The 21,582-nt window shown below is 61.6% G+C and carries 17 protein-coding genes; 10 read left to right on the top strand and 7 right to left on the bottom strand.

The features are described 5' to 3' along the window. Positions 1-2 precede the first annotated feature (2 nt). From AV059_RS01180 to AV059_RS01150, 6 genes are all read left to right on the top strand, one after another. A complete protein-coding gene (locus AV059_RS01180) occupies positions 3-1,463 on the top strand; it encodes a carotenoid oxygenase family protein (protein ID WP_058991560.1) in 1,461 nt (486 codons plus the stop codon). 309 nt (positions 1,464-1,772) lie between these two features. Beyond that, positions 1,773-2,159 carry a PIN domain-containing protein gene (locus tag AV059_RS01170; RefSeq protein ID WP_058991558.1) on the top strand — a complete coding sequence of 129 codons (387 nt, stop codon included), beginning with the start codon at positions 1,773-1,775 and terminating at the stop codon, positions 2,157-2,159. 236 nt (positions 2,160-2,395) lie between these two features. Further along, positions 2,396-3,376 (top strand): FAD-dependent oxidoreductase, encoded by a 981-nt coding sequence (locus tag AV059_RS01165; protein ID WP_058991556.1) that lies wholly within the window; start codon positions 2,396-2,398, stop codon positions 3,374-3,376. Then, the gene (locus AV059_RS01160; RefSeq protein ID WP_058991553.1) at positions 3,376-4,491 is read left to right on the top strand and encodes an iron ABC transporter permease; all 1,116 of its coding nucleotides are present in this window, start codon (positions 3,376-3,378) and stop codon (positions 4,489-4,491) included. The genes AV059_RS01165 and AV059_RS01160 overlap by 1 nt, the downstream gene beginning before the upstream one ends. After that, positions 4,491-5,423: an ABC transporter ATP-binding protein gene (locus AV059_RS01155; RefSeq protein WP_058991551.1), complete on the top strand. Its 933-nt coding sequence runs from the start codon at positions 4,491-4,493 to the stop codon at positions 5,421-5,423. Before AV059_RS01160 ends, AV059_RS01155 begins: the two co-directional genes overlap by 1 nt. A gap of 126 nt (positions 5,424-5,549) precedes the next feature. Beyond that, complete coding sequence (locus AV059_RS01150) at positions 5,550-6,755, top strand: ABC transporter substrate-binding protein (RefSeq protein WP_058991549.1); 1,206 nt, start codon at positions 5,550-5,552, stop codon at positions 6,753-6,755. Positions 6,756-7,200: 445 nt separating this feature from the next. Here AV059_RS01150 and AV059_RS01145 read toward each other — a convergent pair whose 3' ends face one another. Beyond that, positions 7,201-8,241 (bottom strand): zinc-dependent alcohol dehydrogenase family protein, encoded by a 1,041-nt coding sequence (locus AV059_RS01145; RefSeq protein ID WP_058991547.1) that lies wholly within the window; start codon positions 8,239-8,241, stop codon positions 7,201-7,203. Between the two features lie 112 nt (positions 8,242-8,353). On the opposite strand from AV059_RS01145, the gene AV059_RS01140 reads away from it, so the two are divergent. Together AV059_RS01140 and AV059_RS01135 are read left to right on the top strand one after the other, a co-directional pair. Then, the gene (locus AV059_RS01140; protein ID WP_058991545.1) at positions 8,354-8,932 is read left to right on the top strand and encodes an FAD-dependent oxidoreductase; all 579 of its coding nucleotides are present in this window, start codon (positions 8,354-8,356) and stop codon (positions 8,930-8,932) included. Between the two features lie 244 nt (positions 8,933-9,176). Then, positions 9,177-9,719, top strand: a complete 543-nt coding sequence (locus tag AV059_RS01135) for a hypothetical protein (RefSeq protein WP_228841687.1) — start codon at positions 9,177-9,179, stop codon at positions 9,717-9,719. A 90-nt stretch (positions 9,720-9,809) separates the two neighbouring features. Here AV059_RS01135 and AV059_RS01130 read toward each other — a convergent pair whose 3' ends face one another. Beyond that, positions 9,810-10,550: a ThuA domain-containing protein gene (locus tag AV059_RS01130; protein ID WP_058991541.1), complete on the bottom strand. Its 741-nt coding sequence runs from the start codon at positions 10,548-10,550 to the stop codon at positions 9,810-9,812. Between the two features lie 676 nt (positions 10,551-11,226). Here AV059_RS01130 and AV059_RS01125 point away from each other — a divergent pair. Both AV059_RS01125 and AV059_RS01120 read left to right on the top strand, forming a co-directional pair. Beyond that, positions 11,227-13,005 (top strand): L-lactate permease, encoded by a 1,779-nt coding sequence (locus tag AV059_RS01125; RefSeq protein WP_058991539.1) that lies wholly within the window; start codon positions 11,227-11,229, stop codon positions 13,003-13,005. Positions 13,006-13,047: 42 nt separating this feature from the next. Further along, entirely contained in the window at positions 13,048-16,092 is a 3,045-nt protein-coding gene (locus tag AV059_RS01120; RefSeq protein WP_058991537.1) for an FAD-binding and (Fe-S)-binding domain-containing protein, read from the top strand. Between the two features lie 29 nt (positions 16,093-16,121). Here the strand turns inward: AV059_RS01120 and AV059_RS01115 are convergent, their stop codons facing one another. From AV059_RS01115 to AV059_RS01095, 5 genes are all read right to left on the bottom strand, one after another. Continuing rightward, positions 16,122-16,568 carry a hypothetical protein gene (locus AV059_RS01115; protein ID WP_058991534.1) on the bottom strand — a complete coding sequence of 149 codons (447 nt, stop codon included), beginning with the start codon at positions 16,566-16,568 and terminating at the stop codon, positions 16,122-16,124. After that, complete coding sequence (locus tag AV059_RS01110; RefSeq protein ID WP_058991533.1) at positions 16,556-18,310, bottom strand: Nramp family divalent metal transporter; 1,755 nt, start codon at positions 18,308-18,310, stop codon at positions 16,556-16,558. The genes AV059_RS01115 and AV059_RS01110 overlap by 13 nt, the downstream gene beginning before the upstream one ends. Positions 18,311-18,318: 8 nt before the next feature. Further along, entirely contained in the window at positions 18,319-18,891 is a 573-nt protein-coding gene (locus AV059_RS01105) for a helix-turn-helix transcriptional regulator (RefSeq protein ID WP_058991531.1), read from the bottom strand. Between the two features lie 203 nt (positions 18,892-19,094). Further along, complete coding sequence (locus AV059_RS01100) at positions 19,095-20,441, bottom strand: metallophosphoesterase (RefSeq protein ID WP_058991528.1); 1,347 nt, start codon at positions 20,439-20,441, stop codon at positions 19,095-19,097. Between the two features lie 125 nt (positions 20,442-20,566). Continuing rightward, a complete protein-coding gene (locus AV059_RS01095; RefSeq protein ID WP_058992104.1) occupies positions 20,567-21,571 on the bottom strand; it encodes an alcohol dehydrogenase in 1,005 nt (334 codons plus the stop codon). Positions 21,572-21,582: the final 11 nt, after the last annotated feature.

The following is a 21,582-nucleotide window of genomic DNA, read 5'->3' as shown; positions in this document are numbered from 1 at the left end:
ATATGACTTCCCACCCTGGGTTCCACTCGCTCCACGACGAGACGGCGGCATCCATCTCCGTGACCGGTGACCTCCCGGACTGGCTCCGCGGTAGTCTCATCCGAAACGGACCCGGCGCGTTCTCCCTCCCAAACGGTAGCAGTGTCGATCACTGGTTCGACGGCTTCGCGATGCTGTACCGGTTCACTTTCGACCCCGACAGTGACGCCGTGCACTATCGGAACCGCTTCCTCCGGACGGACGCGTACGAGGCGGCGACGAGCGGCGAGTTCGAGGGCGGCTTCGCGACCGGCGAGACGACACTTCGCTCGCGGCTGGCGACATTTCTGACTGACCCCTACGACAACACCAACATCATCGCCGAGCGGTTCGGTGGTGAGTACGTCGCCCTGACCGAATCGCCCCGCAAGGTGCGTTTCGACCCGAACACGCTCGAAACGACAGGCCACCTCGAACACGACGACGGCGTCCCGACTGGGCAACTCTCCTGTGCCCACCTCAAACGTGACCCGACGAGCGGCGTCCTCGTGAACGTCGACACGGCGTTCGGACGGACCAGCCAGTACCACGTCACTGCTATGTCGCCCGATGGGACCCGGCGACACGTTGGGAGTGTCGACACCGACCAGCCGGCGTATATGCACAGTTTCGCGCTGACGCCCCGGTACGTCGTCTTGACTGAATTCCCACTCCGGCTTGACCCACGACGGTTTCTCAAACCCGGGCGACAGGCACCCTTCATCGAGCAGTTCGAGTGGGAACCCGACCGCGGAACCCGAATCATTGTCATGGACCGGACTACGGGAACCGTCGTTGCTGAGCCGGTCATCGACGCTGTGTTCGGTTTCCACCACGTCAACGCGTTCGAACGGGCCAGCGGCAGGGAACTGGTGTTCGACCTCGAAACAGTACCAGACGCGACGACCATCGACTCGCTGTATCTGGACAACCTCCGTGCAGGCGAGATGGGCGCTATCGTTGGCCGCATCGAGCGGTTCACCGTGGACCTTGGTACCGGAAGCGGTGTGACGCGATACGGCGACGTCGACGCGGCGGTGTCGCGAGAGATGTTGTACCCCGACGGCAGCGCACTGCCGACCGTCTCACCGGCTCGGTGGTGTCGCCCGCACCGCTACGTGTACGCGATGGTGATGGACACACCAGTCACCGAGTGGGCCTGTCGCGTGCTGAAACTCGACACGGACACGGGCGCTGTCGAGACATTCGATGACGGCGGAGACTACTTCGGCGAGCCGGTGTTCGTCCCCGCACCCGACGGCGACACCGAGGATGACGGCGTGGTGCTAGTCGTTGCACTGGACACAGACGCCGATCGGTCCCGGCTACTCGTCCTCGACGGTCAGACGTTCGAGGAGCGCGCCAGCGCATCGCTCCCCCACGCAGCTCCGTTCGATTTCCACGGTCGATACTTCCCCGAACTCAGGGTGGCGGCCGGCGACTGAGTCTATAGTTTAGCTCTACCCTCGCTCTCAGTTCGACATTCGGCAAGTAACCCTATTCGTGGGCAAGAATGGGCAGTGCAAACACTGATGTCCGAGAAATTCATTAGAAATTCACATGAGTCGAACGTCCATTCCCATCGACACTGATACGAAAGACAGACTGGACGAAGCGAAACGAGATGACGAAACGTGGGATGAGTTCTTACTCCGAATCGTTGCATCGACTGGTGACGGGATGTCTCCGGGGACACTGTCAGATGAAGAAGCCGAAGAAGCAATGGAGATCGTACGGGAAGGCCGCGAGCGGTACTGTTTCTCGACACTTCCGCGATTATCGCCTATCAGCATGGGGACGAGCACGTCGTCGAATATCTCGATGATGGGCGGCCGTGGTATACGTCGACAATCTGTGCATTCGAGTATATTAACGGCCGCCTCGGGAGTGGTGAGACCGACGTATTAGCCGTCAGACAGGAGTTCTCGGACGTGCAGACGCTCGATTTAAACGAACCTATCGCAGTTGAGGCCGCTCGTCTCCAAGATGAACTTCTGACAGATGGAGAGCGACTGGCAACAGCCGATATGCTCATCGCAGCCACCGCTCGCTCAACAGGTGACGAACTTGTTGTCGCGGATAGCGACTTTGAGACTGACATTCTTCAGACTGTGATGGAAGTCACGAACCTCCGCAACTGAGTCGTCGGCAGGAACGCTTCTTGATGCGACTTCCTCACTTCTCAAACTCGCCTGCTCAGACAGTGTCGTTCTGGCAGAAAGAGCAACCCACTCACATAATGTTCGGTCTGCCTAAACTTCGAAAACGCTTTATCCATTTAGGCTGGCCTAAACAGTATGTTGAACGACTCGATCGACACCACTGAACCGTCACACCTGCTGTCGGTGTCACGGACACTGAACGGAGCGTCGTGAGTATGGTGGCAGTGGGGAACCGAACGGGGACGACGTTCGACTGTGACGTCATCATCGTTGGGGGTGGTCCGGCCGGTTGTGCGGCAGGTGTGTTCACGGCCAGAGCGGACCTCGATACGGCTATCTACGACCGCGGCCGCTCGTCCCTCAAGCGCTGTGCCTACCTCGAAAACTACCTCGGCTTCCCGGACGGAATCGACATAGAGACGCTGTACGACCGTATTCACGACCACGCCGAAACCGCCGGTTGTACCGTCGTCTCCGAACTGGTCGAATCGCTTGATAGAACCGATGATGGAGAGGGGTTTGTCGTCGAGACGCAGGACGGGGAGACAGCCACAACTCGTCGTGTCATCGCTGCGACCCGCTACGACGGCGAGTATATGCGGGGCCTGGACGACGACGCGGCGATGTTTGAGACATACGAACACGACGGCGAAGAACGCGAAACCTTCGACCGCGAGTACGCCGACCACGACGGCACGACACCGGTTCCGGGTCTCTACGTTGTGTCACCGTCCGAGGCGGCGGATATGCAGGCGATTATTGTGGCCGGCCGGGGTGCGCGGGTCGCACGTCGGGTAATCACGGATGCGAGAATCGACGACGGCTGGTGGGAAGCTGTCGCTGACGGCGTGGACTGGGTCCGCCGTGAGGCCGAGCTAGACGGCGAATGGACTGAACGGGCAACTTGGGTCGAACACTTCGACGACCGGTACGCCGAGGATGCTCCGGTCGAGCCTGATTCGGATCGGTTCCAGCGGGTCCGTGAGGCGGCCATCGGTGAACGGCGGTCGTCGTATCTCACCTCCGACGAGATAGCTGACCGGACAGAAACAGGTCAGGAAGCACTGGCGAGCTATCTTGACCCCGCGGCGGTTGTTTCGGGGCTCGACCAGACCGCCGTTCTCGACACGATGGACGACGAAACGATTCGGGACTACCTCGGTGCAAGCGACGGGCGCGCGGAGGTGAGCGAGTAATGGCCAGCGAGACACGGAGCGCCACCGATGCATGGTCGCGAGCCAGATCCTGGCTCGACACTCTCGACGGGTCCCTGTTCGGGCTGTGTGTCGCGAGCGTTGTCGTCGCCTTCGGAGCTGGTCTCCTGCAGGTGAGTTTCGGAGCGTACTCCATGACGATCCTCCAGGCGTGGCAGGCCGTGTTCGACCCGAAGGTGTGGTTCAGTGTGCAGGCCTGGCAGTCGTTTTTCTTCGGGGCCGAGCTTCCCGAACTGCCGAAACGGACGCTCATCGTCTGGAACATCCGGATGCCGCGGGTAATCGTCGCCGTGCTTGCGGGGATGTGTCTCGCCGTCTCTGGGGCGATATTTCAGGCCGTGACGCGAAACGAACTGGCAAGCCCGTTCATACTGGGTGTAAGTTCCGGGGCAGGGCTCACCGTACTGCTAACCCTCGTTCTGTTCAGCAGTCTCGCCCCGTTCCTCCCGCTGTTTGCCGCGGTCGGTGGCTCCATCGCCTTCTTACTCGTGTACATGATCGCGTGGAAGGGCGGAACGAGTCCGGTCAGACTGGTCCTTGCCGGTGTCATCGTCAACATGGTGTTTACGTCCCTTCAGCGGGGACTGTTCTTCTTTGCCGACGATCTGGGTGTTGTCCAGTCAGCACTGGCCTGGATTACCGGTTCGCTCACTGGCGTCGGCTGGGAGGAGTTCCGCATCGCTGTCATCCCGACGCTGGCCGCGACGCTACTCGCGCTGGCCGGCGCACGACAACTGAACCTCCTCCTGCTCGGCGAGGAGACCGCGAGTTCGCTCGGGATGAGTGTCGAGCGGGTCCGGTTCATGCTGTCCGCGGTCGCCATTCTGGCGGCCAGTACGGCGATCTCCGTTGCGGGGATTATCGGGTTCTTCGGCCTCGTGGTTCCACACATCGTCCGACTCATCGTTGGGAGCGACTACCGCCGGCTCCTCATCGGCTGCGTGTTCGTCGGGCCGGCGCTGATGGTTGTCGCGGACGTTGGCGCACGGCTGGCCCTGAATCCCGCACAGGTTCCGGTCGGTGTCGTCACTGGCGTTGTCGGCGGCCCGTACTTCCTCTACCTGATGCGGCGACAGGAACAGATGGGTGAGATCTAATGTCACAGAACAACACTAACTCGGATGGTATCGCTACGACCAACAACACTGCTGCTGGGACTCAGTCCGGTCGCCAGGACCGGCCGCTGGTCGGCGACGATGTGGTGCTTTCGTACTCGGGGACGGATGAACCGGTTATCGACGGTGAATCGATCACCGCCGAACCCGGGGCCGTGACTGCACTCGTCGGCCCGAACGGGTCGGGCAAGAGCACGCTGCTGAAAGGTCTCGCCAATCAGCTCGAACCGGACGCAGGATCGGTACTGCTGGACGGGCAAGACATCCAGACCCTAGAGACCAAAGCGATCGCTCGGAAGCTCGGCCTGCTCTCTCAGGAGAGTACGTCACCGAACAGTATCACGGTCGAGGAGCTGGTGTATCACGGCCGCTACCCACACCGTGGGTTCTTCGACAGTGTCACCGAAGAAGATGAGGTCGCCGTTGAGCGGGCGATTGATTTGGCCGGCTGTGGACACATCCGTGAGCGCGAAGTCGGTAGCCTCAGTGGCGGTCAGAAACAGCTCGCCTGGATCGCGATGGTTCTCGCACAGGAGACCGACGTGCTGTTGCTTGACGAACCGACAACGTTCCTTGACCTGCATCATCAGCTTGAGGTCATGGAGATAATCGAAACGCTCCGCGATGAGAGCGATATCACCATCGTGGTCGTCCTCCACGACCTCGAGCAGGCTGCTCGCCTTGCTGACCAGATGGTCGCACTCAAAAACGGCGAGATACAGGCTCGGGGGCGACCCGAAGATGTGGTCACGGAGCAACTACTCGCGGCTGTTTTCGAAATCGAGGCAGAGGTCTCTGCCACGCCACACGGACCTCGCGTGAATCCGATCCGGGCCCGCCACGATGGTGACGAACACACTGGTGGTGACGATACTGCCGAGCCGGACCGCGCCGAGGAAGTCGTTGCCGAATAGGAGTCACGAAATTGGTCTCAGGCCGACGGATTCTTGACGCGGATACTGGAGTCCGCGTTTGAGACTGGATTGTTCTGGCTCGGTGAACCGGAACAACTATATAATTTTTAGGCTAGCCTAAAAACAATGGCTGACGACACCACAGACACCGAGACACCGACGCGAAGAGAGTACGTGAAGTACGGAGGAACGGTTCTCAGCGCCGGGCTGCTTGCGGGATGCACCAGTGACGCCGAGCAGGGAGTCGGGACGACACGGACGGAGTCCGAAGCGGAGACGGACACACCCACTGGGAGCGGTTCGTACTCCGTGTCGATGTCGCCGATGGGAGAAGTGACGTTCAAATCACCGCCGGAGACCGTCTTCACCCGGCTTACACACCACGCCGACATGGCGTTCGCGCTGGGGCATGGAGATACCGTCACGGCCATGCACGCTCCAGAGTACTACAGTGGGCTCTGGAACCAGTTCGTCGAACGGCTGCCGGGGGTGTCGCTGGACTGGACCGGGCTGTACTCCTCGTGGAAACCGAGCAAGGAGAAACTGTACGAACTGGACAGCGATATCCACCTGGCAGACCCGGCCTGGATCGCTAAACAGGACAGCTGGGGTCGGGAGGACTTCGCGGAGATCGCTACCAACGTCTCGCCCTGGTTTGGCAACTCACTGAGTGACCGACACGCCGAACCGCCGTCCGGATGGGCAGACTACGAGTACTACACCCTCTGGGAGCAGTTCGAACTTGTGGCCGAGGCGTTTCAGGAACAGGCCCGCTACGAGGCGCTCGCGGCCATCCACGACGAAATGCGCTCGACCATCGACACGAACTTGCCACCTGAGTCGGAGCGCCCGTCGGCAGTGATGCTCGCCGCGGCTGACCTTGACGAGATATACGCGTACACGCTTGACAACCCCGGGTTCCTGACCGCACACACTCGCCCATTCGGTGCACGGGACGCCTTCGAGGGCTCGGTGGAGACGAACTCAGTGGTCGACTTCGAGACGCTACTTGCGGCTGACCCCGACGTAATCCTGCACCTCGGTGGATTCGAACCGAGTACGAGCCTTCCGGAGCGACGGGAGGCGTTCAAATCTGACCCGGTTGGATCGGAAATCACGGCCGTACAGAACGACCGGATCTATCCGCAGGGAGCGAGGTATCAGGGTCCGATACTGCATCTCTTCCAGTTGGAGATGACCGCAAAGCAACTGTATCCCGACCAGTTCGGCGAGTGGCCGACCTACACTGAGGGGCCGTATCCTGAGATTCCGCCCGAGGAGCAACTGTTCGACCGCCAGCGGGTCGCGGACATCGTGCAGGGTGATATCTGACAATCATTATCCAGAGTCCCTAAAACAGTATTGAGGAAAAACACTCAATTATCTGGATGAATGAACTGTGAACGACGCAGTCATTAGAAGTATATATTGAATATAAGGGTATAGACATCTACTTGTCCAGAAAGTTTTTATAGTACTGTGTCATCCACTACCATATGTTAGTACACGAAGGAAACACGCACTCATACACCACTGGCTCCGACCGATATTGCCGTCACTGCAACGACGTTGCGCTCGCTTACGACCCGTCGGCTGACAGCCCTCGCTGTCGGTCGTGCGGAAAGCTAGTCTAGTGCCATTCAGGGCCTTGCACTCGTATAGACCGATAACACTGGCCACACGGAGGCCTGTTCCGTGGGCACTGTTTTGCCATTAGCCACAGAACGTCTGCCAAGTAATGCAACGATTTGCGTGGCTACCAACCAGTGCAGACCGACTATAGTTTGACGAGGACTTTGATCGCCTCGCGCTCGTCCATCGCCTGATACCCTTCTGGAACGCCGTCGAGATCGACGGTTTTCGTGAATATCGGTGACGGGTCGAGCGTGCCCTGCAGCACATCGGCCAGGAGTTCGTCGGCGTAGGCACGAACCGGTGCGACGCCGCCGTTGAGCGCGATGTTGTCGCCGAACAGCGAGAACACGTCCAGTCCGGAGTCGTCGACGCCGTGCGGGACGCCGACGTAGCCGACGGTCCCGCCGGGACGACAGACGTCGATGGCGGTTTCCATTGCCGAGGCCGCACCGACACATTCGAGGACGTGATTTGCACCGCCGTTAGTCAGGTCGTCCGCGGCGTCCACGGCGTCTTGACCACGGGCGGCGACGGTCTCTGTCGCACCGAACGACTCCGCGAGTTCGAGACGGTCCTCGTGATGTCCCATCGCGATAATGCGTTCCGCACCGAGGCGTCGGGCCGCGAGAACGCCACACAGTCCGACTGCGCCGTCGCCGACGACGATACAGGTGTCGCCTTCACCGACGCCGGCGCTCACCGCCGCGTGGTGACCGGTTCCCATCACGTCTGTCAGCGGCAGAATCGCTTCCAGCGTGTCCTCGTCGTCGGCGTGGCGGTCTGGGACGCGGACGAGCGTCCCGTCGGCTTCCGTCGCCCGGACGTACTCGCCCTGGCCGCCGCCGTTGTCGCCGCCCCATGAGTCGCCGTTGACACAGGACGTGTGCAGTCCTTTCCGGCAGAACTCACACCGGCCACAGCTGACGACGAACGGGGCGAACACTCGGTCGCCGGGTTCGACTGAGCGCACGTCGTCGCCGACTTCCTCGACGATACCCATCGGTTCATGGCCGACGCGGGACCCCTCTTCGCGGTCGCTCTGACCGCGATAGAACCACAGGTCGGAGCCACAGACAGCGGTGTGGGTCACGCGGACAATCGCGTCGGTAGGCGATTCGATCTCCGGTCTTGGGACCTCTTCGACGGTAATCTCACCGGGACCACGGTAGATGGCTGCGCGCATGTGAACACTTCGGGGTGGCTGTGGAAAACCGTTCTCATGCCATTTCGGTACGTCACATTGCTCATCGTATTGGATGATAACAATTACCAGTGATAAGACAGAAGTGGAAGGCATGACGGACGTTCTCGTTGTCGGCGGCGGCCCCGCCGGCCTGAGTTCGGCACTGTTCACACAGAAAAACGGCCTGGAAACGACAGTCTTCGACGCTGATGGGACCTGGATGCACAAAGCGCACCTGTTCAACTATCTCGGGGTGGGCTCTCAGGACGGGTCCGCGTTCATGGAGACGGCCCGGACGCAGGTCGACAGTTTCGGCGTTGACCGAAAGCAGGATACAAAAGTGACTGACGTGGGGCAAACCGACGGTGGATTCGAGGTTACGACCGAGGACGACACGCATGAAGCAACCTATCTCGTCCTTGCGACTGGGGCCGACCGTGACCTCGCTGAGACGCTGGGCTGTGACATGACTGATGAAGATGTCGTTGACGTGGATGTGACGATGGAGACGAGTGTCGACGACGCCTACGCGACGGGTGGGATGGTCCGAGCCGAGGAGTGGCAGGCCGTCATCTCCGCCGGCGACGGCGCGGCGGCGGCCCTGAACATTCTTACGAAGGAGAAAGGGGAGCACTTCCACGACTTCGATACGCCCGCCGACGCGGATGCGCTGTTTGGCCCCGAAGAGTAGACTCCGAACCGCCCTGGAAGACATATCCCATTGCTAACCACTGAACACGGTTTTACTGGCCACTGAGTGGCGAATACAGGCTGGATTCGACGGTAGACAGACCCGGACCACTTGACTCTAAGCAAGTACGTAATTTGTGCCACTGATACCGTTACCACGTCGATATAGGCTATCTGGGCATCTGAATCCGACCGGTAGCATTATCGACTGATTCACTATGGCATCACAGAGCAGTGTGTTTGGTATGAAGGAGTTCGCGTTCACCCTCCGGTTCACTGCGGGAGCCGACCCGGTAATGGACCTGTTTCAGGAGTATCCCACGCTACGACTCCGAAACGCGACCTGCACTGTCACTGGAAACTCCATGTGGCGCATCGACCACGTGGACGGACCCGCTGACGCCATCTCGGCGTTCGACGACGTGTTTCTCGACGATGGGCGCTGTAACGAGTGTCTCGACGAGCACCGCTGTTCCGGGACGCGGGAGTACCAGGTTCTCGATCGGCGACCGGCCGCCAGAACTGTATATACGTACCACGACCAGACGGACCGGTGTTGTGCTGTGCCCGCTATCGTCACCGACTACATCGGGGACGGTGTGGTCTTTGAATCGGAACGCACTGACGGCACGTATCGGTGGCGGGTGTTGTCGCCGGTCGAGACGTGCCTCGATCCGCTGTTCGATGATCTTGAATCAACACTCAGAACTGGGGTACAGCTCGATGTTGACCACCTAGGAGGCGCTGAACCATGGCAAGACAAGATACAGCCCGTGTTCCCACAGTGACTGCGTAGGGTCCACGACTGTGCGTATTCGCTGTAATAGAATGCAAACCCAACTCGATTAAATACGACGCCACTAAACCTGACGCCGCAATCAGTGGACCGACCGCTCGTCGCTTTCGTCGATGGCTTCAATCGGGTCGGCGTTGCCAAATGATGGCTCCGGACCGTCCCCGGCCGCGGCCCACTCGCAGGCATTGGCGAGAACCTGCTGGACTGCGTCGTTATGATAAATCGGGTACGTCTCGTGGCCCGGGCGGAAATAGAATATTCGGCCCGCCCCGCGGCGGTAGCAACACCCTGACCGGAACACCTCACCGCCCTCGAACCAGGAGTTGAACACGAGCGTATCCGGTGCCGGAATGTCGAACCGTTCCCCGTACATCTCGGTCTCCGGGAGTTCGATGTACTCGTTGACGCTGTCGGCGATGGGATGGCCGGGCTCGACGACCCACAACCGCTCGGTTTCGGCGGCTTCACGCCACTTCAGACTGCAGGTCGTTCCCATCAGTTCGCGGAAAATCTTCGAGTAGTGGCCCGAGTGGAGGACGATGAGTCCCATCCCGTCGAGAACCCGTTCTTTCACTCGGGCGACCACCTCGTCGTCGACCTGGTCGTGCGCGGCGTGGCCCCACCAGGTCAGGACGTCCGTTTCTGCCAGTACGTCCTCTGTGAGTCCGTGCTCGGGCTCTTGGAGCGTCGCGGTTTCCGTGTCGAATCCGCGCTCTTCGAGTGCTGTGGCAATAGCGCCGTGAATCCCGTCGGGGTAGAGGTCCGCGACCGCTTCGTGTTCCTGCTCGTGGACGTATTCGTTCCAGACTGTAACGCGTGTCATACTCGTGGTTTCCACCTCCGCCGTAACGGCGTTGGCCAAGCGGCAATCCGTTCGACTAGCGGACGCGATACGTTTTCGTCTCCGCGGGGTATTCGACGGGAGACCTCTACAACACATCCATCTGCCTCAGAGACCGTCTTGTGTCGTTCAGCGTCGAGTGTCCGGTTCAGCTTCTATCGCGCGCCAGTGCCGTCCCAGCGAGGGGACGACACCCTCGATCTTGAACCCCGGTACGGCCCGTTTTCCAGCCGCGTCCACAGGACCGTGAATAACGCCCTGAAACCACCAGATACAGACGACTGTAAGGGGCTCCCGTGAGAGTACAGTCGAGTGAAATCGGGGCGTAAAGCACCGTTATACCGGATACACACGACTGTACCACCATTCCGCTCGGACATACATGATAAACCCTGCTTTTTGTGCCGCCAGGACTTCTCGCTCCCGTTTCGTCGCTATTCTGGGTAGATCATAATGTAAACAGTAGATAAGTATAAATACTCCCTGCCAGACGGCGTGATTGATGCACCCTACCAGAAACCGCTGTATCGGAAGGTTTCGAGCGATAGACTTGCGTAGCGAGGTGGTTCCGAAATGAGAGTCCGACATCGCCTCCCGAAGCGGGTGGCTGGTGGAAGTTCGGCTTGTCCGGACGCACAGATTGCGGGGGTGAGAACCAATGTCTGAACACACACTGGTGTTAATGGCACTGCTACCGCTGGCAACGATTGCAGTGCTGATGGTTGGACTGTACCAACCCGCGACACGGACGATGCCCATTGCGTGGGCGGTGGCAGCCATCGCCGCTTTCGTCGGCTGGCAAATGACGCCCCGACTGATCGCCGCCGCATCAATACGCGGGGCGCTGACAGCGACCAGAATTCTTGTCATCGTCTTCGGGGCGATACTCCTGCTGTACACGCTGAAACAGTCAGGCGCGTTCGAGGTAATCAATGCAGGGTTCTCCTCGATCAGTGACGACCGGCGCGTGCAGGTCATCCTGCTCGTCTTCCTCATGGGCTCGTTCATCGAGGGCGCGGCCGGCTTCGGGACGCCCGCGGCGATCGTCGGCCCGCTGCTGGTCGGGCTGGGCTTCCCGCCGCTGGCTGCGGTGGTCGTTGCGCTCACGGGGAACATCCTCGCAATCACGTTCGGCGCGGTCGGGACGCCGCTGATTATCGGCTTGCGTGACGTGGTGTTCGCGGAGGGGACGGGCGCCTCACAGCAGGTGCTCCAGCAGGGCGGCTTCGCGAGCGTCGGCGCGTACGTCGCCCAGATCGGTGTGTGGGCAGCTCTCATCCACGCTATCGTCGGTATCGCTATTCCGTTTATCGGCGTGGCGATGATGACCCGGTTCTTCGGTGAGGAGCGGTCGATCAAGCCGGCGCTTGAAGTCCTGCCGCTGTGCCTCTTCGCATGGGCTTCCTTCGCAATCCCATACGTCGCGACTGCGTACTTCCTCGGCCCGACGTTCCCGGCGCTGCTGGGTGCGATGGTCGGGCTGCTCGTCGTTACGACTACGCTTCGGGCTGGCTACTTCCTCCCCGATGAGGAATGGGACTTCGGCCCGCAGGCCCAGTGGCCGGACCACTGGATCGGCAGTATCGAGCCCGGAGAGGGTGTCGGCACCACATCGGGCGGCAGCCGAGAGGGAACTGTTGCAGCCGACGGTGGCACGGCAACGTTTGAAGACTCACACTCGCAGGATATGTCGCTGGGTATGGCCTGGCTGCCGTACCTCCTCGTCGCCGCGTTGCTCGTCGTGACCCGCGTCGTCGGTCCGGTTCAGGAGTTCCTGGCGACCAACGGCGTTCTCATGTGGAACAACATCCTCGGAACGCCGTTCTCGGAGGGCGTCGAGATGTTCTACCTCCCCGGGAGCCTCTTCGTGCTGGTCGCCGTGATCACCTACGCGCTCCACGGGATGTCCACCGACGAAATCAAGGCCTCGTGGAGCGAGGCGCTTCGGAACATCGCACCGGCTGTCGTCGCGCTGTGGTTCGCGGTTGCAACAGTCATGATCATGCAGCGGACCGGTAGTGCAATTGTGCTGGAGACCGCGCCGATCAACTCCGGGATGCTCGGTCTGTTGTCCGAAATCACGGCAAGTGGGACCGGCCAGATGTTCCCGTTCTTCTCGGGCTTCATCGGCGCGTTCGGCGCGTTCATCGCCGGCTCGAACACGGTCAGCGACATCCTGTTCGGGCTGTTCCAGTTCCAGGCTGCCCAGCAGATCGGTGCCCCGACCCAGATTGTCGTTGCCGCACAGGCGGTCGGCGGCGCAATCGGCAACCTCATCGCCATTCACAATGTGGTCGCCGCCCTCACGGTGGTCGGCCTCATCGGTGAGGAAGGGCGCGTCATCCGCCTCGAACTGATTCCGGTGCTGTACTACGGCGTGTTCACGGGCATACTGACGCTCATTCTCGCCTACGTCGTGGCCCCGGGCGCATTCTAACCCGACTCACCTACCCACCTACCCTCCACCTACTCCCTACTCATGGCATACGATTCCCGACTCCCCGAGCAACGTGACCCGGCGACAGACCCGAGCGCGAACTACGACTATCAGGGCGACAGCGTCAACCGGCCGGACCTCGTCGCGGCCCTGGAGCGCCGCGTAGACGGCGACGTGCGCTTCGATACGTACACCCGTGAGCTGTTCGCAACCGACGCGAGCGCGTACGAACAGCTCCCTATCGGCGTCGTCTCGCCGGTCTCGACCGAGGACGTGGTCGCGGTGATGGAGTACTGCGCTGCGGAGGGGATTCCGGTGCTTCCACGGGGCGGTGGGACCGGTCTCGCCGGGCAAGCCGTCAATGAGGCGGTTGTCCTCGATTTCAAGCGGCACATGGACGAGCCGCTGTCGGTCGACCCCGAGGCCAAGCGGGCCCGTGCGCAGGTCGGAATCACTATTGCCCGACTCAACGACCGGCTCGAACCTCACGGATTGAAGTTCGCGCCGGACCCGGCGTGGGGCGACAAGAGCGTTCTCGGCGGTGCAATCGGGAACAACACGACTGGCGCACACTCGCTGAAATACGGCAAGACAGACGCCTATATTGAGGAGTGTGAGGTCGTCCTCGCGGACGGAACCCGGACGACCTTCGGCTGGGTAGACGTCGAGGACCTCGAAGCGCGGGCAGCCGAGGCCGGCCCGGATGCCGACCTCGAAACCCGGATTTACGCCGAAGTCGCGAAAATCCTCTCGGAAGACGCGACGGAGATAGACGCCAGATATCCGGAGCTCAAGCGCAACGTCTCGGGATACAACCTGGACGAACTGGTCGACAGCGCCAGGGAACGCGGCGAAGTCAACCTCGCCCGCTTGCTCGCCGGGAGCGAAGGGACGCTGGCTATCGTCACTGAGGCGACAGTCTCGCTCGAACCAGTTCCCGACGCCACGGCCGTCGCCATGCTGACCTACGACGATATCATCTCGGCGATGCAGGACGTGGCCCCGATTCTCGACCACGACCCCTCGGCCGTCGAAGTGATGGACGACGTGCTCCTTGATCTCGCTACGGAGACACCGGAGTTCGCCGACGTCGTCGGCATGCTCCCCGAGGAGACGGACTCGACGCTCCTCGTCGAGTTCTACGCCGAATCGGTCGATGAGGGCGCTCAGAAGGTCGCCGACCTGCTCGCCGACCGACTTCCGGGCTACGACGCCAGAGAGTCGCCAAGTGACGGGGCGGGTTCGGTCACCGACGCCTCGGTTCACGCCGTCGATGCGCTGGAAGCGTACGACGCGGACCGGCAGGCGAAATTCTGGAAGATGCGCAAGGCCGGGCTGCCGATACTCCTGTCACGGACGGGCGACGACAAGCACTGGCCGTTCGTCGAGGATACGGCGGTTCCGGCCGAGAACCTCCCGGAGTACATCGCCGACATCCGGGAGCTGTTCGACGAGCACGACACGTTTGCCTCCTACTACGCCCACGCTGGCCCCGGCGTCCTGCACATCAGGCCGCTATTGAACCTGAAGTCCGGGGACGGCATCGAGACGATGGAAACCATCTCCGACGCTATCACGGATCTCGTCGTCCAGTACGACGGGTCCGTGTCGGGCGAACATGGCGACGGCCGCGCCCGTACCCAGTGGAACCGCAAGCTCTACGGTGACGACCTTTGGGAGACGTTTCGCGACCTGAAGTCGGCGTTCGACCCCGACTGGCGGCTGAACCCGGGCAACATCTGTGGTGAGCACGACCCGGCTGAGAATCTCCGGTACGACCCCGACTACGAGTTCGACGCGGGCTTCGACCCCGCGCTCAACTGGGACAACGAAAACGGGTTTCAGGGGATGGTCGAACTCTGCCACGGCTGTGCGGGCTGTACCGGCCATCAGGAGACCACCGGCGGTGTCATGTGTCCGACCTACCGCGCCGCCGAGGAAGAGATCACCAGCACGCGCGGCCGGGCCAACATGCTCCGATCGGCGATGGACGGTGACCTCCCCGATGATCCATTCGAGGAGGAGTTCGTCACGGAGGTTCTCGACCTCTGTATCGGCTGTAAAGGCTGCAAGAAGGACTGCCCGAGCGGCGTCGATATGGCGAAGCTCAAGGCCGAGGTGGTCCACGAACACCACCAGCGAGAGGGTATTTCGTTGCGAGACCGGCTGTTCGCCAACGTCGAGACGGTGCTCTCGCTTGGCAGCACATTCGCCCCGGTGTCGAACTGGCTGATGGACCTCCCGGGCTCGGGACTGCTCATGGAGAAAACGGTCGGCATCACGGAAGAACGGACGCTACCCGGCTTCCACCGGACCACGTTCCGGGACTGGTGGGCTGACCGCGGCGGCGCAATGATCGCGGCGAGCAAAGCTGACCGGAAGGCGCTCTTGCTTGCCGACCCCTACACGAACTATAGTCACCCGGACGTCGGGAAGGCCGCCGTAGAAGTGCTGGAGGCGGCGGGCGTCCACGTGGTCGTGCCTGACGGTGTGACCGACAGCGGTCGTCCAGCCTTCTCCAAGAGTATGCTGGACCACGCTCGTGAGACAGCACGGGCGAACGTGGACGCGCTCGCGCCGCGCATCCGCGACGGCTGGGACGTGGTCACTATCGAACCGTCCGACGCGGTCATGTATCAGGTCGACTACTGTGACCTGCTCTCCGGCGACGATGTCGATACCGTCGCGGAGAACACGTACGGCGTCTGTGAGTACCTCGACACGTTCCGATTAGGTGAGGGCATCACCTTCGAGGCGTCAGGCGACTCGCTGGCGTACCACGGCCACTGCCACCAGAAGGCGACGAAGAAAGACCACCACGCTGTCGGCGTTTTGCGCCGGGCCGGATATGCTGTCGACCCGCTCGATTCGGGCTGTTGTGGCATGGCCGGCAGTTTCGGCTACGAGGCCGAACACTACTCGATGAGCGAGGGCATCGCGGACCTCCTGCTGGGACAGATAGACGACTCGCCCGCCGAACAAGTGGTCGCGCCCGGTGCATCCTGCCGGTCCCAGATTGACGACTTCGGCGACGGCGAGACTGAGCCGCCACATCCCATCGAGATGGTCGCGGCGGCGATACGGTAACCGGGTCCGGCGACACCTCCCGGCAGTGGTCAGAACCCGAATCCGTCTCTTTGTCTGACCGTGACGTCGTGCCCGTCAACTGTTGCCCGAAGCGCCTGCGTGAAGGGCTCAGCGTCGAACTGACCGTGGACTCTGACCGTCGTTGCGGAGTCTGTCCGGGGCTGTGCGGTGATTTTCGGCCGACCGACCCGGCCTCCCGTGTGGATATCGACGCTGTCGAGGGCGTCGTATGGCTGTGTCTCGACCGCTTCGGCGGTTTCGAGGGCCGCAGGGACACCCTCTTCGACCACCTGTGATGCGAACGCGGCGGCCCGCTGTCCCGGCGACCCGAACAACAGGTCGACGGGTGTCAGATAATCGTACTCGACGAAGTAGGCCTGCTCCGTACAGAACAACACGTCAATAAGCCGGAGCGGGTACGAGCCCCGCATCGTGTAATGCAAGTGGACGCGGAGTTCGTCGGTCACGAGAACCACCCTTTCGCAGTGGCGGCGTCAGTGACTGTTCCGTCCGCCACGAATTTCGCCCGTCCCACTCGGTACATCGTGTACACTTGCACCAGCAGGTAGATCATCCAGAGAACGTACCCGCCCGGCCCACTGCCGAGTACGGCCGTCTGGACGACAAACGCCTGTAGCCCCAGCCGTGTCGCCAGCCCAGTTCCAATCAGGAGGACGCTGAAATAGCCGAAAAACGCGGCTGCAACCCACATTGCGGCGATCCGACCCCAGCCCGGCATCGTGTGCTCTGGCAGCCGGACCGTGTTGACGAGCTGGACGATGACGATGTACGGCCACATCAACAGCCCGGACATCGCCGCGCCGACGACCAGGAGCCCGAAAGGATCGGATATTGATATCGGGAGGGTGAGGATGAAGATGCCCCAGCCACAGAAAACGGTCAGCAGTCCCCAGAACAACCGCGGCAGGCTCCAGCCCGCGTCCCGGCCGTAGAGTTCGTAGATGATGTCGGAGCTGTTCCGAACGAACGACTCGATGATCGCGTATTCGGTCGTGAACAGGGCGAGAAACAGCGTGACGTAGATGACGCTCGTCGTGAACCCGCCGACCGACGGCGCAATCTCGATGAGCCACATATCGACCGCGTCGCTCGTCGCCCCCGGTGCCTGTGACACCGCGATGACGACCAGCATCGTCGTGACCAGAAGGAGGCCCAGCAGGAATGTCAATAGATGTTCGAGCTGTGTCACGCGCCACCAGCCCCGCCACCGTTTGAGGTTCTGCGTGTCCGGAGTGAACGTGAACCCGTCTTCGTGGACTGTTTCGGGGTCGTCGCCGGCAAAGGGGTTCTTGATTCGGCCCTGATACCGGCCCATTCCGTAGCCTTTCTCCCGTATCCAGAGGCTCTGTGAGAGGTTGAGGTAGCCGCCCGCGCCGGCGTAGGCCAGCGCCCCGACCAGCACGGCGATGGTTCCGACCGGCGAGTAGTCGCCGACTTCCGTCAGACTCCCCGGGACGCTGACCAGTACGTCAAGCGACCCGATGAGAACGAACAGCAGCAGTGTGAACGCAATCGACAGCGCCACCAGGATTAGCTGGAGGCTCTCGACGACGTTGTACATCAGCGGCGTCACCTGATAGGTAATCCAGATGAATACCATGAGCGCGATGCCGAACAGTCGCCAGCCGACGATGTCGATGCCAGCGACGTCATACGTGCCGAGCCCAAGACCCTGTGCACCGATCTGTGCGGCGCTCGCAGCCCACCCCGGCCAGCCGAGACTGATGAACCCGCCGACCAGCATGGCCAGCGGGAGTATCGGATGGACCCGTTCGAACGCTCGAAACACGCTCTCACCGGTCGCGAGTGTCCATCGTTGTATCTCCGTGTTGATGACAAAGTGGAGACAGACGGCTACGAGGAACAGCCAGTACAGTCCCCACCCGTAGCTGGCGACCAGATGTGGCCAGAACAGCGTCTCACCGCTGCCGAGCGACGCCCCGAGCATGATCGCGCTGGGACCGACGACGTGGCGGAGTTTCGGTACTTTCGGCAACGAGAGTTCTCTGAACCGCCCGCCCGACCCCGTGTCCGGATGGGCATCGCTCTCCGGTGCTACCTCGAGGTTATCGTACGCGACCGGGGTGTACGATGAGATCGGATACCGCTGCTCTTTGCGAGAGGCGTACACCTCCGATGTCTCTGATTCCGTCTCTTCCGCTACCTCCGACTGTTCCGTCGGCTTTTCCTCTGGCATCGATGAACTCACCCACCGACGTAGTGCCAGACGTGCTCGTGGTCGGCAGCCAGGTCAACCTGTGGGAGGTCCTCCAGCGCAGGCCCGATAGCGTCCCACCACTCGTCAGCGGTCTTGTAGCCCGCCGGGTGCTCCTGAAACACCTCGGTAATGAGTTTCCCAGCATCGGTGTCAGGGTTTTCGCGAAGATATTCGTATGCGGCCCGCAACGCCGCACGCCGGTCGTCGAGTACGTCCCCAGTCCCCGGCAGGTCCGCGTCGGCGATACTGTGCTCGACTGGGGGCTCTCGTTCCTGTTGCGGTTCCGCGCCCGAGCCGACAAGTTGGGAGAACGGGATCCACCAGACCCGACTCCGTGCCCCAACCTTCCGCGTTTCCAGATCCCCTCGTTCCACAAGTACGTCGAGCTTGTTGTGTGCCGTCTTCCGGGAACAGCCGAGTGCGTCCATCACGTCGGTTGCCGTCAACGGTTTCGCCTGGTCCGCCCGATCTTGAAACACCGAGAGCACTCGCTCCGGTGTGAACTCTGCCGTGGACGGTGGCGACCCGTCAGCCCGACCATCGTCCGCGGTATTGCTCATACGTAGCCATTACAGTCGTATGTAATAGACTTTTCTGCAGCGATCTCCGTTTCTGGAGCAAACGACTTCCATCCGTCTGACGCTTGATAGGCTTCAATCACACAGGAAGGTATGAATGTACCCTCTCAGTGGATACAGCAACAATGGGGTGTTAAAAACCTTCTTCAGTGGTCTCCCTCCGCCAGCGACCACGCTCCGTTGTATCAGTCTAATTCTTGCTCAGCCGGCTCCGGTGCAGACACCGACTGCTCGGTTTCCACGACCGCACGCGCTGGTAGTTCGATGTCAGGTTTCCGACCGAGCGTCAGCAGGCGCTCAGTGAGTGTTAGCTCTTCAGGACTGGGGCTGGGCTTTTGCACTTCCTCGTAGTCGACGATTACCTGCCCCGCCTCGGCCGTGATACGGACCGCACAGAGCTGGTACGAGGGATAAAACACCGGGGGAAGCAGCCCGATGACACCGTCCCGACGGTGGAGCCGTTTGAGCCAGGTCCCGCTGTTGACGACTAGCCCACCGTCGACTGACTGCACGCTCGGTCGGTGCGTGTGACCGTAGCAGAAGACAACCACGTCTTCCTTTTGATCGAACACTTCGCGGGCGGCTTCCTTGTACGTCGTCTGAGTGTCGACTGTGAGGTCTGTCTCGAAAACGCCAAAGCGATTGATGGTCTTCTTGATATCCCGTCGAAGGAGATACAGCGGGATGCCCACGAGCAACAGGAGCCCGGCCAGCGACGCATTCACCACGAGCAGCACCCAGATGGCGGTGCCGACCGTGCCGAACTGGCCCAGAAACGACGTCGTGGTTTCGACCGGCGCGGACCAGACGCCCAGCAGGTTCAGCGCCGCCAGAATCGCCAGGATCGCGCTGATGTTGAACAGCAAGAGGAACGGGACCAGTGCGTACCGCAGCAAGGGGTTCATCTCTCGATAAAAGTACTTCGAGAGCATCCACACCGGGACCCGTTCCGTCGGCGTCACGGCCTGTACGTCCTTGAGCCAGTTGTACCGGCCCCGGTCCGAAAGCTGGCCGGCCCGACTCGTCACGAGCGTGTTGTAGTAGTAGCCAAGCGGCGTCACGTTGGTGTCGCCCCAGTCCTCGATGCGGTTGTTGGGGTCCTGCTGATTGCCGTGTTCGAAGTGGATGGCCGCGTCTCCAACCGGGCGGGTAATCGATTTCGACTGGACTAGGTCCACGTTGTACGCCGCGAACCGCTCCACGTACTCGTCGTAGGCCGCGAGTTCGTGGTCGTGGTTGCCCGGTATCAGGGTTATCTGGATGTTATCGCCGGTCTTTCGCAACTGCTCGAACAGCGTCGGGTAGGTTTCTTCGAGGGCGTCGAACTTCTCCAGTCCCGACATCCCGGTAAACTCCCACAGCCCGAACGCGTCACCGTTAATGAGCAACTCGGCGTCCTCGCCGGTGGTCTCTAACCGGGCCAGAAAATCGAGCAGTTCGTCGAGGAACTCCACCTCCTCTAGCTGCTCGTCGCCGCCGATGTGAAGGTCGCTGATGACGTAGTAGACGCGGTCCTCGGCGGGGCCGTCCATTGAATACGGGTTCTTGATCCACAGACAAAGGCGTTGCTCTCCGGGAAATCACGACGGAAGATTGAGGTCCCAGCTGGGACATATGGCTTATACACGCGCTTCCACCGATCTCGAGACCTGCTCGACTACAGTTCAAGCACGGCCCGGAATCGTGCTTCGTTGTCGATCATCCGGCCGTAGGCCTCATTTACGTCTTCGAGCGGGTAGGTCTCTATCTCCGGCGCGATGTCGCGGACCGAACTGAACTCCAGCGTGTCCTGTGAGTCGCGTGCGTGTCCGGAGGCCCAGCCCTCGACAGCGCCCCGGGTCTGGACGAGTTGCTGTCCGCTCACCTCTACCGGTTCGCCGGGAACGCCCACAACCACGACGGAGCCGTCGACACCGATGCCGCTGACGATGGAACTGATGGCGTCACTCGACGGTGCCGTCGCCAGCACTACGTCGGCCCCACCAAGCTCCTGCAGTCGCTGCCCGGCGTCGGTCTCCGCCGCGTTAATGAAGTGGTCGGCCCCCAGCTCTTTCGCCAGCGATTCTTTCTCTGGCGTTCGGGAGATGGCGGCTGTCTCGAAGCCGGCCGCGTGTGCATACTGGATGCCGAGGTGACCGAGTCCGCCGACACCCTGTACGGCGACGAGGTCCCCGACGTTCGCATCGCTGTTCCGAAGCGCGTTGAACGTCGTCACGCCTGCACAGAGCAGTGGTGCCGCGGCCGCCGCGTCCAGCGCCTCCGGAATCTTCGCGAGCGCTTCCGACGGGGCGGTCATGTACTCGGCGTACCCGCCGTCGTAGCTCAGACCGGTGATTTCGCCGTTCTCACACTGGAGGAAGTTCCCCTGTCGACACTGGTCACACGTCGAACAGTGGCCGCCGTGCCAGCCGACGCCGACTCTGTCGCCCACGTCCCAGGCGTCGACAGCGTCGCCGACGGCGTCTACGTGGCCTGCCACCTCGTGGCCGGGAACCCGCGGATAGGAGACAACCGGGTTGGTCCCTTCTTTGGCGAACACGTCGCTGTGACAGATGCCACAGGCGTCGACCGAGACCCGTACCTCGCCGGGGTCTGGCTCGGGCACGTCTCGTTCGACGACCTCGAAGTCTGCCCCTGGCTCGGGTACGACTGCCGCTTGCATTGTGTCAGACA

The sequence above is a fragment of the Haloarcula sp. CBA1127 genome, from assembly GCF_001485575.1.
GTDB lineage: Archaea > Halobacteriota > Halobacteria > Halobacteriales > Haloarculaceae > Haloarcula.
This window is presented reverse-complemented; position numbering and strand designations above follow the sequence as displayed.